The following is a 10,624-nucleotide window of genomic DNA, read 5'->3' as shown; positions in this document are numbered from 1 at the left end:
CCCATGAGTTGCTCATGCAGCCATCCCGTCCAGGCTGCTCTGCGCGTCGGCCTGGCCCTTCTGGCCGGCCTGGCGCTGTTTTTTCGTCCCTCCAGCCGGGCTTGACCGGCTGCTCTTAATCCCTTCGTCCCTCGCCGCGCCAGCGGCCTCGATAACCGCCTCGCCGGCCTCCGCTCCCCCCGCCTGCGCAGCCGTAGTCGGTTCCGCGGCTTCCTGGCCTTGCGCAGCCGCCTCCTCCCCCTCCGCCTGCGCAGCTTCGATCGGTAGGGGCAAGTTTTCAGGCGGCGGATTCTTGCCCGACTTGGGCTTCTTGGTTGCGAGCTCGGCCTGTATGGCGGCAGGATCGACGTGATAACGGCGCGCGGTGTCGAGTAGCTGGGACGGCGTGGTGATATCGCTGGAATAGCCCGGAACGTCCGTCATTCCAACCAGCGCGCACTCGATGCACAGCCGGGTCAGCTCGGGGAATGGCATGTCCTCCACCATTCCAGTCAGGTGGTGAATGCGGGCATGGTCATCGGAAAAGAGCTGATCAATATCGGCTGTCCAGGCCCGCGCAATGCGCTTTTGGCTCTCGTGGTAGATCCGCGTCCAGAACTGCCGCGTGATCAGCCGCATGTCGGCCAGGTCCGGACCGCCTGGGTAGCGTGCCGGCTTGCCGAGCAGGGTCTTGGCGCTGGTCGAGATCGCCGCGAACAACGCCCGCCGAAATACCGCCTCCGCCGCTGCGGCTTTTTCTCGCGCCTTCTCCTGGGCGATATGGCTGGGCAGCGCCTCCACGTCCTTCCGTAGCAAGCGATTGATGGCCTTCTGTGCTTCGTCCCTGTCGACAATCTCCACCAGTCGCCCCGTCTCGGGGTGGGGAAGCAGGCGCGTCGGGATGGGCGTGTCCTGCAGTACCTCCCGATAGGTCTTGTGCTGGCCATTCTCCGACGCGACCTGGAAGCACTTCTCGTCCAGCTTGATCGCACCGTCCAGGCTCGATGACAGCCCCCACGGCGCAACCTTTTTGGCTTCCTTTTCACTCAGCACCACCTGGCCGGCCTTCTTTGCCTCGGCGATCAGCTCCTGCAGGTGCATTTCCTTTTTTTCGACATAGCAGGAGGGGTCTGTACACACGTCTGCACTGCGCACGTCGCGATACAGATCCGGCTGGTTGCCGGTGCGCTTTTCGCAGGACTTGCAATGGCCGTGCACCAGCTCCAGCGTATTGCCGGGAAAGGGGGCCGTTTTCAGGTCCAGCATGTACCGCCGGCCAATGTGCTCGGCTGCCACCTTGGCGGACATGGGGTGCCCGTCGCCGAGCACCTCGGCCAGCGCCTTATCCTGCAGCTGCGGCGGGATCCGCGCCACCATCAGCGCTACGCTCTTCTCCAGCTCACCGCTCCGGTAGGCCTCCCGTCCTGCGGGCCCCAGGGCGAGCAGCTTGAGGCGCCCGTACACGTAGCCTCGGCTCTTGTTGAGCTTCATGGCCAGCAGCTCGGCCGTGTAATTCCCGAATTTAAGCAGCGCCTCAAATCCCTCTGCTTCTTCCAGCGCATTGAGGTCATCGCGCTGGAGATTCTCGATCACTTGGATCTCCAGTACCTCTTCATCGCCAAGATGCTTGACCATGCCAGGTATCAGTTCGAGGCCCGCATCGCTTGATGCCCGCCACCGGCGCTCACCGGCGATAAGGTGGTATAGCGGACGATCCATTCCTTCTGGAGTTTCATAGTGTGCCGGCCATGGGCGCACTATGATCGGCTGCAGCACTCCATGCTTCAGCACGCTGGCCTTCATCTCTTCATGCTTGATCGGGTTAAACGTCTTGCGTGGCTGATACGGTCCTGGACAAATCGTCTTTACCCCCAGCACTTGCGACTGCATCGCCTTTGCGTAGGGAGCATCGGGATCGTAGTCTTGGCTATGCATATTCAATCCCCGCTCTTCGCTTGTTGCCCAGCACCCTGAACGATGATCGCGTACTGGAATTCGGCACCTTCATGAGCAGCCCAATAGGCATACTCATCTTCGTCTCCGGCGTCATTCCATGCACCGAAGTCAGGCCATGTCGGAAGCTTGACGCGCCATGCCGCAGGCGGCCGGTTGCGCAGCTCGTCCAAATCAACTTGGGCCTTCCTCAGCCGGCGCACCAGCTCAAGCACGACGGCGGGGTTCGCGGCGGCGCAATAGGCCGCGTGCTCCGGAACATCGAATGTCCCCACGTGATGCCTGCTGCGCCCCTCATCAGCCAAGCTGAAGTCAGAGAAAAGGTGCAGGCTCTCCCACCTCTCGTTGTACTGCTTGGCCTCTTCCGAAAACCGTTTCGTCTCAGTCGTGTCGAGCAGCCGACCCTGCTGCCATCCCTTGCCGCCGGCCGCCTTCGCCAGCTGATCCAGCTTGTCCAGATCAATCCCCATGGTTGCCTCCTTGGTTCGCGCCATATGCTCGGGCAAGTTCTGCCTCCAGTGCGTCCTCGTCATTCGCCAGATCTTCGTTAATTCGATCGCAAGCTTCTTCTGCCGCCTCTTCGCTTTCAAACCCAGCGATGGTTTCAAAAGAGCCGTCATCGAGTTGTCGCTGGCATGCCCATCGTGTGCAGTCGTCATCGAGAGCGACGACGTGAAATCGCGGAATTAGGCTCATCTTTCAATCCCCATTTTTCATTCACCGAAAATTGGTGACTTTGCAAACGAGCTCACGGATCGCCTCACACGTGCGCCGCTGGCCCAGATAGACATTCGGGCCGTACTCGTTCTTGCGATACAGCAAATAGCGGATGCCTGTGGAAGTCGCTCTCTCGACCACGAGACATCCGTGGTCGCGAGCGATCTGCTTGGCTTCGATCAGCTGCTGCAGCGGGCTGTGGCGGCGGCACATCGCGTGGACTCCCAGGGCTGGATGCTCGGCCGCACTTCGGCCACCTGCAGCGGACGGGCGATGACAACTGTGCCGGTGGTGCTGGCCAGTGCCATCTGCACGGCCGCTTCGTTTGCCGCCTCGAGGCCGTCGCACACTTGGTAGCCGGCGCTGATCACGTAAGGGCCGCCCGATGCGTCGGGTGCTCCAGTCAGGTGGTCGGCCACGGCCTTGGCCACCACGCACAGGCCCAGATCGGACGGATCGCGCGGATCGGTGGCTGGGAAGAGGGGCGCCAGCACGTCATACGTCGCCTCGATCTGCCGGTCATCTTCCACGGCCTGGCTGGTGATCCGCAGCACCTCGGCCTCGAACAGCTCCAGCGGGTCGGCGCCCTGGATCTGCGCCATCACGCCAATGCCCATGGAGCCAGACAGCCGCTTGACCATGTCGACTAGCCGCTGGTTGACATCGAGCATCGTGCTCTGTGCGTCGATCAGTCTGCTCATGATCTGCACCGTCACGTGCATCGGCTCGCCGTCGCGGCTGTAGGGCTCTACGATTGGAAGGATCTGGCCGAACTCGTCATAGGCCTTGCCCAGTAGGCCCTGGATGTTCTTCTCCGTCTCGACTCGGGCATTGTTCTCGGCTAGCAGCTGCTCGTGGCTCTGCACCAGGCCTGCCACGATCTCGGGTAGCGGGATGTGACCCATGTCTTCAGTGATGTAGCCCTGGAGGGCCTCCCGAATCTGCAGGTGCATCTGCAAATGCCGCGGGAGCATGTCCATGTCCAAACCGTCGCCCCCTTCCGTCGGCGCCGGGGGAGCAGCGCTTTCGGAAGGGGCGTTCTCGGGACGGACGGCGCCTTCGGAAAGGGAGGAACGCCCCTCCGCAATCGCCGCATCCGGGGTTGTTTCCGACACTCCCGGCTTGTCGTCCGCGGGCTGGTCCGCCACCGCGGTGGAAATCTTGCGGGCCTTCGTCTCGGCCTTGCCTGCCGCCGCCTTGATATCGTCATTCAGTGCTACCGCCTTCTGCGCCCGGGCCACCCACTTCTTGCCCTCGGCCGTCAGTCGGTAAGCCACGCTACCGCCCGCGTCGTCGCGCTTGCGGGCCACAAGCGGCAGAGTGATGTTGATGCACGCGTTGACGTTGCTCGTGAACACCTTCCGCTCCAGCCCCGTCTCGGCCAGCAGCGTCTCGATGCCGGCTTCCACATGCTTGGCAATGGTGGACAGGATCAGATAGCGGGGGCTTTGGCTCTGCGGAATGCTCATGATTGCGTGCTCCGGGTCGAAGGAATGGGGTCGCGGCTGTAGGCAAGCTGGGCGCAGGGCACCGGCACCGCCTTGCGGCCATCGGGGAGGGGGACGAAGTGGGTGCAGGCAAGCTGCATATGCAGGCCATGGCTGCAGGTCCAGCGATGCACCTGGCTCGGGCTGATCGAATGGATCACCCCCGTGCAGCGCTGGCAGTTTTCATCGGGAGGAACCTGCGCCCGGGCATCGGTGTGGGAATAGCTCACGGCTGGGCCTCCGCAAGTTGCGGGCGGGAATCCGCCCAGTCGTCGGAGATCTGCGTGGCCACCAGGGCGGCCAGCAGGCAGGCAACGAACACCGCCGTATCGCGGTGCTCGCGCAGGTAGCGGATCACACGGCGCATGTCGGCACCTCCATCACAAGGTGCAGCTGCCGGCCGTCCTCGGAGCGCAGGCCGATCGTCACGCCTTTGCCGCCCTGCATCGGTCGGGCGTTCGCCGCCCGATAGCCATGCCGTGCCAGAAAGTTGATCCACGGTGCGGCCAGCGCGTCCTCCACCACCACGAAGAACTCGCGCCAGGCCAGCCAGCCCACCTCGGCCCGGCTCAAGCCGGCGGCATCGGCTGCGTCCAGCAGGTCCTCGAGGTCGTAGATGTCCGGTGCCGCGTGATGGGCCTTGTCGGCCAGGTGGGGCAGGTGTCGGCGAAAGATCGCAAAGAGATCCATGTCAGCCTCCGAGCACGCTCGAAAGGCCGAGCAGCACGCCGGCGCCCACGCCAGCCAGCATCAGCAGGCCACCGACGACGATCATCAAGAACAGGCCGAGTCCGCAGGGTTCGCCGTTGCGGCACGGGGGGATGGGCGCGCGGCGCATGGTCAGCGCTCCAGCACCGGAAGGCCTTCGGAGCGGCGACGCCAGTGGCGGGCATGGGCAGCCTTGATCTCGTTATGTGCACTCATAGCCTCGCAGGGGTCCAGCAGGCCGAGTAGCTTGAGTGTGATCAGTACTGCTCGCTCGAAAGAGTTGGTATCCCCAAGGTTCGCGGCCTGGAGTGCGCCAAGCTTGGAGTCATCAAAGAAATATCGAGCTGTCTGCTCCATCTTGGAGAGCTCGTTGGCCAGCTTGAGGATGTCCTTCTTTGCCTCGCCGAGTAGGTCGAGCGCGTCTTCAATAGCCCAGAAGGGCACATCGGTGTGGGTCTTTGACCAGCGATCGGCAATCACCGATGCCTCTTGTGCAATCGTTTTCACACTGTCCTCCACACTCCCCGCCCGGTGGTCAGCGACCAGCTTCGGTGGGTGTGATGGACTGATTACACATCTTGTGTGTTTTGTTGTCAAACAAAATGTGTGAGTCGGGCCGAAAAAAAACCCGCATGAGCGGGCGTCGGATCGGCGGGTTTGATCTATGTTGGCGAGTCAGATGGGGCAATGTCCCGCCCGCAGTGTTTGCACACCTTGGCCTCACGCTTTACCAGCTCGGCACAGTGCGGGCAGGCTACAGACCGGGCTGCTTCTCGCGCAGCTGCGGCCTGCTCGGGGTTGTAGGTCTGGTCAAACTCCGCGTCGGACGAAATGAAGTAGTAGATGCCCTCCAATAGGCCCAGGATAGCCGGCACATACGTCCAGCAAAAAAGCAGGTACAGGATTCCGGTGATGTATTTGCCCAGGTACATCCGGTGGATGCCCAGGCCCCCGAGAAAGAATGCCAGGATGGCTGCGGTTGTTCTTGATTTCACGGTCCGTATGCCTATTTTAGGTAGTAAAATATCGATATATTGAAATTATCATTTTTATCAGATTTGCATGCCTATCAAGCGCGGACCGTACCATATTCGATCCACCAACTCGGCTCGAACTGCAACTGCACTCCGTGAGGCGGCCCGAGTGGCCGATCGGGGTGAGGCGGATGGGGCCGGCATCACGTTGCTCAAGCACGACAATAAATACGACTCCAGGCTTGTCGGGCTCATGGATACCCGGCGAGAAATCGCTGTGAAAGCGTTGCTTCGGTTCCTGATCGCAACGGCATTGTTAGATGACTGAAAAGCATAGCGCCTGCCGGGTGCCTCCGGCAGGTCGGGTCGAGGTGTGACTGTCGCCATGCTGCATCCACAAGAGCGGCCCTTCGTCCGTTAAAGCTAACTCCCGTCCCCAGCCTTGCCAGCTGGGGATTTTTTTTGCATAAGCCCGGCCAGTTTTGAATCCATATTTTCTGACGCAAACCTTGCATGCCGTTCGGGATTGTGCGGTGCGGGTCCAGGATTATTTGCGGAATTTTTCACATTTGCAGTTTGTAATAGTCCCAAACTAATTTTGTTGAATAAGCTTTCCCGGCCACCGAGGGTTTCAAGGGTAAGTCCAACGGCGCCAAGTGCGCCTTCAATGCATGTCAGCAGCTGCTCGGTGCAGGCGCTGACCGACAGATCGCCATAGCCGGCGGTCGGCTCCATTGCTACGTGTAGCGGATCAGGCGTTCCTCCGTCACCCTCCTCAAGCCACCTGGCCGGCACGCCGATGCGCTTCTCTGCCTTGATCATCGCTTTATGGGGCATCCCTCGCGAAACCCAATTGCCAAGCGTCTGGCCGGACACGTCGAGCTGGGCGGCAAGGCGCGCCGGCTCTTTGATGCCGAGCTTCTCCGCTGCGAATTGATATAGGCGCTGTGTTGTTTCGTGCATGGCCTATTGTCCCCGGCTACACATTCTGTTTGGACACAAACTGTTTGCATTGAGCGCACACATATTGTGTAATGTGTGCATGGACGCAGATCTCTCCCGCAAAGTCATCGATGCCGCCGGCGGAAGCACGGCTTTTGCCGGCCTGCTCGGTATTGCCAACGCCCCGCATGCCTCGTCCCGCGTCAATAACTGGCGCAGCCGCGGCATACCAGACAAGGTCCATGTCGCCCACTTCGATTTAATCCGCGGTCTCGTCGCCAAAGCCGTCCAGTCCGAGCAAGGCGTCCCGACGCCCGGTCCTGCCGCGCCATCCAGTACCGCAGCAGGCGAATGACCATGATTACTGTCTCCTCCGCAGTAGCTTCCCCGTCCGTGTCGAAAGATGCGGACGGGATTTTTTTGCTGCTCGGATGTGACATCGCTGTACCCCAAAACAAGAACTTGATGGCTCAACTGTAGGAGGAATGCAGTCATGTCGACACGTGAAAAACCCCCGGTGCACACGGTCCCGAAGGCCCCGGTAAAAGACCGCTACCGTCCTTTCTTTGTCGCCCTCCGGGCTGCGGCAGACCGTCACCCCGGCGGAATCACCGCCCTGGCTCACCTGCAGGGGCGCAATGCCCAGGTGATGGCCAACGCCCTCAATCCCAACTACGACCAGGCCACCCCCTCGGCCGACATGCTGCTTGCCACCATCGAGCAGCTGCAGCCCGTCGAGGCCATCAACTACCTCGCCATGATGTGCGCCCGCACCACGGTGCCGGTAGGCGTGGGATGCAGTCCCCGCGAGGCGATGCTGGGCTTCCTGCAGCTCTCGGCCGCGGTCGGCGAGGCCACGCAAGAGGCCTCCAGCGATCTGCAGGACGGCCGCCTCGACCCCGACGAGCGCACCCGCCTCCTGCCGTTGCTCGACCAGCTCATCACCGCCGCCGTCGAATTTCGCGCAGTGGTGGCGTCATGACCGACGATGACCGCGCCACCCAGCAAGAGGAACTGGCCCGCGAGGCCTGCCTCAAGCTCCGCAAGCCCGAAGGCCCCGCCGCCACCGGCCATTGCCTCAACTGCGGCGAGCCGCTTGAGGCCGATCACCGCTGGTGCGATGCCGATTGCCGCCGTGACTGGGAGGCCCGTACAGGGCGCTGACCATGTCCCTCATAAAGTTCGATGTGCTCGCTGAGAAGGCTCTCGCGCGCGCGGAGTGGCTGCTGGGGCAGTGGCTGCCGGGCGGTTACAAGCTCGGCGGCGAATGGCGCTGCCGAAACCCCTTGCGCGCCGACCAGCATGAGGGCAGCTTCAGCGTCTCGCTCGTCAATGGCGCCTGGGGTGACTTTGCGTCCGACGACAAGGGCGGCGACCTGGTCGAGCTCTACACCTACCTCTTCCATGGCGGCGGGAAGCCCACTGCAAAGCAGCGCGTTACGGCCGCGCGCGAGCTGGCCGACCTCCTCGGCTGCCCGGATCTCGTTCCACCGCCGCCCAAGGGTCAGGCCGCGCCCGTCGAGCACCGGGCGGGCACTGCGCCCCCATCGCCGACGGCTGGCGAGGCTACCCGCGAGCGTCGCACCAGTTGGGTTCCCGTGCTGCCCGTGCCGGATGATGCTGAGGCAGCGCCCCTGGCCCACGAATTCCGCGGTATCCCTGAGCGCAAGTGGATGTACCGGGGAATTGATGGCGAACTCCTCGGCTACGTCTGCCGCTTCCGCTCGTCTGACGGCGGAAAAGAGATCATCCCGCTCACGTATGCCCGCAACGAAAAGTCCGGCCGCTACGCCTGGCGCTGGCTCCAGTGGGATGCCCCGCGCCCCCTCTATGGCCTCCACCGCCTGGCCGCGCGACCTGATGCGACCGTCCTGGTGGTCGAGGGCGAGAAGTGTGCCGACGTGGCCTGGGAGCAGCTTCCCGATCTCATCCCCATTGCCTGGCCCGGCGGTGGAAAGGCCGCCGACAAGGCCGACTGGTCCATTCTGGCCGGCTGCAAGGTCATTACTTGGGCAGACTGCGATTCCAAGCGCCGCAAGCTCTCCCGGGCCGAGGCTGATGCCGGTGCCGATCCGGCCGCGCAGCCCTACCTGCCCGCCGCCGAGCAGCCCGGCATCAAGACCATGCGCCAGATCCGCGAGATCCTCGCCGAGCTCGACTGCCGCATCTGGGACGTGACTCTGCCGGCTGTCGGCGAAGTGCCCGACGGTTGGGATATCGCCGATGCCGTCGAGGGTGGCCTGGTCGGTGACGAGCTGGCCGCCTGGATGCGCCAGCGCCTCGTTCAGTGCCATCCTGCTCCAGCCCCGGCACCTTTGCCGCCCGAGTGCTCCACGGCCCCCGATCCTGAGCCCCCGGAAGCCCCTCCACCGTCGGAAGATGCTGCGCCGGCAAAAAAGGGCAGGGGAGGCAAGCCCCCTCGCGCCCCGAAGCCGCCGCCCGACTGGGACGACCCCGACGCCTGGCGCTACCGCCTGCGCACCGACAAGGACGGCAACGTCACCGGCTGCCTCGCCAACATTCACGACGTGCTCACGCGCCGCGAAGAGTGGGTTGGCGTCATCGCCTACGACGAATTCGCCCAGCGCACCGTGAAGCTGCGTCCAGCTCCGTACGATGCCCAGGAGGGTATAGGCGAGTGGTCTGGTGTTGATGACACCCGTACAGCCATTTGGCTGACACACGAAGAGCGGATGACTCCGACCTCAGCCAATGTCGCCGAGGCCGTAGAGGTCCTGGCACGCCTGAATGCCTTCCATCCCGTGAAGGACTGGCTTGCGAGTCTCCCTGTGTGGGATGGGGTCAATCGGATTGATCACTGGCTGTGCGACTTCATGCAGGTGATCGATTCGCAGTACGTCCGCATGGTGGCGAGGTTTTACCTTATCGGTATGGTTGCCCGCGTGCTCGATCCGGGCTGCAAGATGGACAACTGCCTAGTGCTCGAAGGCGACCAGGGCCTCCAGAAATCCACTGCATTACGCGCGCTGGCCGGCGAGTGGTTCATGGATACCGACCTCGACCTGCACAACAAGGACGCCATGTCAGCCCTGCAAGGGGTTTGGCTGCACGAGTTCGCCGAGCTAGGCTCCTTGGCACGGACCGAATCCACGAAGCAAAAGAGCTTCCTTTCCCGCCGCGAAGACAAGTACAGGCCGGTCTATGGCCGCCGAGACATCCGCGTCCCGCGGCAGCTCGTTTTCGCGGGCTCAACGAACGAATGGCAGTGGAACAAGGACCCGACTGGCGGCCGCCGCTTCTGGCCCGTCGATTGCACGGATGAGCTGGACATTGCAGGCCTGCAGGCGGCAAGGGTCCAGCTCTTTGCTGAAGCGCTTGCTGCCTACAAGGCGGGTGAGCGCTGGTGGCCTACCCGTGAAGAGCAAAAGACCATCTTCGACCCGGAGCAGCTCAAGCGTGAAGCGCCAGACGATCTTGTCGACGCCTTACACGACTGGGTCTATGCCCGCGTAGCGGACTTTAGCGCCTACATGGCGGCGACCGAATGCCTCAAGCTGGACGCCTCCAAGCTCACCCGTGACATGCAAACGCGCATCGGCATCGCCCTGCGCAAACTCGGCTGTACGCGCATCGAAAAGCGCAACGGCATGACCAGGTATTGGTACAAGCCCCCCGTTCGAAATGGGGCCACGTCGCACACTGGTCAGCCGTCAGCGTCCATCGAGCTCGAAGAGGACGACATGGAATCCGGAAGGAGGTATCGTGCGCCCTTCTGACAGCCGTTTCGCTCTTTCCAACTTCCTAACGTTGGGAAGGTTGGGAACAGGTTGGGAACCCCTGGAAGCCGCGCTAGCACTGGCGCTTCCTAACCTTCCCAACCTTCCTAACCTGTTCTCCCGCGTG

At 62.7% G+C, this 10,624-nt stretch carries 16 protein-coding genes; 4 read left to right on the top strand and 12 right to left on the bottom strand.

The features are described from left to right. Positions 1–12 precede the first annotated feature (12 nt). The 12 genes from AC3QL2_RS04500 to AC3QL2_RS04445 form a co-directional block, all read right to left on the bottom strand. A complete protein-coding gene (locus tag AC3QL2_RS04500; protein ID WP_493232258.1) occupies positions 13–1,914 on the bottom strand; it encodes a ParB/RepB/Spo0J family partition protein in 1,902 nt (633 codons plus the stop codon). A 2-nt stretch (positions 1,915–1,916) separates the two neighbouring features. Then, a complete protein-coding gene (locus tag AC3QL2_RS04495) occupies positions 1,917–2,402 on the bottom strand; it encodes a hypothetical protein (protein WP_493232259.1) in 486 nt (161 codons plus the stop codon). Beyond that, positions 2,392–2,628, bottom strand: a complete 237-nt coding sequence (locus AC3QL2_RS04490) for a hypothetical protein (RefSeq protein ID WP_493232260.1) — start codon at positions 2,626–2,628, stop codon at positions 2,392–2,394. The genes AC3QL2_RS04495 and AC3QL2_RS04490 overlap by 11 nt, the downstream gene beginning before the upstream one ends. 21 nt (positions 2,629–2,649) lie before the next feature. After that, entirely contained in the window at positions 2,650–2,862 is a 213-nt protein-coding gene (locus tag AC3QL2_RS04485; protein ID WP_493232261.1) for a hypothetical protein, read from the bottom strand. Then, positions 2,829–4,118, bottom strand: a complete 1,290-nt coding sequence (locus AC3QL2_RS04480) for a hypothetical protein (protein ID WP_493232262.1) — start codon at positions 4,116–4,118, stop codon at positions 2,829–2,831. Before AC3QL2_RS04480 ends, AC3QL2_RS04485 begins: the two co-directional genes overlap by 34 nt. Next, positions 4,115–4,366, bottom strand: coding sequence for a hypothetical protein (locus tag AC3QL2_RS04475; protein ID WP_493232263.1), 252 nt, complete (start codon positions 4,364–4,366; stop codon positions 4,115–4,117). Before AC3QL2_RS04475 ends, AC3QL2_RS04480 begins: the two co-directional genes overlap by 4 nt. Then, positions 4,363–4,503, bottom strand: a complete 141-nt coding sequence (locus AC3QL2_RS04470) for a hypothetical protein (protein WP_493232264.1) — start codon at positions 4,501–4,503, stop codon at positions 4,363–4,365. Before AC3QL2_RS04470 ends, AC3QL2_RS04475 begins: the two co-directional genes overlap by 4 nt. Further along, the gene (locus tag AC3QL2_RS04465; RefSeq protein WP_493232265.1) at positions 4,491–4,826 is read right to left on the bottom strand and encodes a hypothetical protein; all 336 of its coding nucleotides are present in this window, start codon (positions 4,824–4,826) and stop codon (positions 4,491–4,493) included. The genes AC3QL2_RS04470 and AC3QL2_RS04465 overlap by 13 nt, the downstream gene beginning before the upstream one ends. A gap of 1 nt (position 4,827) precedes the next feature. Beyond that, positions 4,828–4,974, bottom strand: coding sequence for a hypothetical protein (locus AC3QL2_RS04460; protein ID WP_493232266.1), 147 nt, complete (start codon positions 4,972–4,974; stop codon positions 4,828–4,830). A 2-nt stretch (positions 4,975–4,976) separates the two neighbouring features. Continuing rightward, on the bottom strand, positions 4,977–5,351 hold the full coding sequence (locus tag AC3QL2_RS04455) for a hypothetical protein (RefSeq protein WP_493232267.1): 375 nt from the start codon (positions 5,349–5,351) through the stop codon (positions 4,977–4,979). Between the two features lie 155 nt (positions 5,352–5,506). Next, the gene (locus AC3QL2_RS04450; RefSeq protein WP_493232268.1) at positions 5,507–5,839 is read right to left on the bottom strand and encodes an NINE protein; all 333 of its coding nucleotides are present in this window, start codon (positions 5,837–5,839) and stop codon (positions 5,507–5,509) included. A 402-nt stretch (positions 5,840–6,241) separates the two neighbouring features. Then, positions 6,242–6,781, bottom strand: a complete 540-nt coding sequence (locus tag AC3QL2_RS04445) for a helix-turn-helix domain-containing protein (protein WP_493232269.1) — start codon at positions 6,779–6,781, stop codon at positions 6,242–6,244. A 79-nt stretch (positions 6,782–6,860) separates the two neighbouring features. On the opposite strand from AC3QL2_RS04445, the gene AC3QL2_RS04440 reads away from it, so the two are divergent. The 4 genes from AC3QL2_RS04440 (at position 6,861) to AC3QL2_RS04425 (ending at position 10,497) form a co-directional block, all read left to right on the top strand. Next, positions 6,861–7,115, top strand: a complete 255-nt coding sequence (locus AC3QL2_RS04440) for a helix-turn-helix domain-containing protein (protein WP_493232270.1) — start codon at positions 6,861–6,863, stop codon at positions 7,113–7,115. Positions 7,116–7,253: 138 nt separating this feature from the next. After that, positions 7,254–7,742, top strand: a complete 489-nt coding sequence (locus AC3QL2_RS04435; RefSeq protein ID WP_493232271.1) for a phage regulatory CII family protein — start codon at positions 7,254–7,256, stop codon at positions 7,740–7,742. Next, positions 7,739–7,924, top strand: a complete 186-nt coding sequence (locus AC3QL2_RS04430) for a hypothetical protein (RefSeq protein WP_493232272.1) — start codon at positions 7,739–7,741, stop codon at positions 7,922–7,924. The genes AC3QL2_RS04435 and AC3QL2_RS04430 overlap by 4 nt, the downstream gene beginning before the upstream one ends. A gap of 2 nt (positions 7,925–7,926) precedes the next feature. Continuing rightward, positions 7,927–10,497: a virulence-associated E family protein gene (locus AC3QL2_RS04425; RefSeq protein ID WP_493232273.1), complete on the top strand. Its 2,571-nt coding sequence runs from the start codon at positions 7,927–7,929 to the stop codon at positions 10,495–10,497. The last annotated feature ends 127 nt before the right edge of the window (positions 10,498–10,624 follow it).

Source organism: Zoogloea sp. GW822-FHT05C07 (genome assembly GCF_058800215.1).
This window is presented reverse-complemented; position numbering and strand designations above follow the sequence as displayed.

What these genes read in the sequence shown, in the direction of transcription:
- AC3QL2_RS04495 (WP_493232259.1), bottom strand. Translation starts at nt 2,402, where the DNA reads ATGGGGATTGATCTGGACAAGCTGGATCAGCTGGCGAAGGCGGCCGGC.
- AC3QL2_RS04470 (WP_493232264.1), bottom strand. Translation starts at nt 4,503, where the DNA reads ATGCGCCGTGTGATCCGCTACCTGCGCGAGCACCGCGATACGGCGGTG.
- AC3QL2_RS04485 (WP_493232261.1), bottom strand. Translation starts at nt 2,862, where the DNA reads ATGTGCCGCCGCCACAGCCCGCTGCAGCAGCTGATCGAAGCCAAGCAG.
- AC3QL2_RS04460 (WP_493232266.1), bottom strand. Translation starts at nt 4,974, where the DNA reads ATGCGCCGCGCGCCCATCCCCCCGTGCCGCAACGGCGAACCCTGCGGA.
- AC3QL2_RS04430 (WP_493232272.1), top strand. Translation starts at nt 7,739, where the DNA reads ATGACCGACGATGACCGCGCCACCCAGCAAGAGGAACTGGCCCGCGAG.
- AC3QL2_RS04425 (WP_493232273.1), top strand. Translation starts at nt 7,927, where the DNA reads ATGTCCCTCATAAAGTTCGATGTGCTCGCTGAGAAGGCTCTCGCGCGC.
- AC3QL2_RS04490 (WP_493232260.1), bottom strand. Translation starts at nt 2,628, where the DNA reads ATGAGCCTAATTCCGCGATTTCACGTCGTCGCTCTCGATGACGACTGC.
- AC3QL2_RS04435 (WP_493232271.1), top strand. Translation starts at nt 7,254, where the DNA reads ATGTCGACACGTGAAAAACCCCCGGTGCACACGGTCCCGAAGGCCCCG.
- AC3QL2_RS04440 (WP_493232270.1), top strand. Translation starts at nt 6,861, where the DNA reads ATGGACGCAGATCTCTCCCGCAAAGTCATCGATGCCGCCGGCGGAAGC.
- AC3QL2_RS04500 (WP_493232258.1), bottom strand. Translation starts at nt 1,914, where the DNA reads ATGCATAGCCAAGACTACGATCCCGATGCTCCCTACGCAAAGGCGATG.
- AC3QL2_RS04480 (WP_493232262.1), bottom strand. Translation starts at nt 4,118, where the DNA reads ATGAGCATTCCGCAGAGCCAAAGCCCCCGCTATCTGATCCTGTCCACC.
- AC3QL2_RS04465 (WP_493232265.1), bottom strand. Translation starts at nt 4,826, where the DNA reads ATGGATCTCTTTGCGATCTTTCGCCGACACCTGCCCCACCTGGCCGAC.
- AC3QL2_RS04445 (WP_493232269.1), bottom strand. Translation starts at nt 6,781, where the DNA reads ATGCACGAAACAACACAGCGCCTATATCAATTCGCAGCGGAGAAGCTC.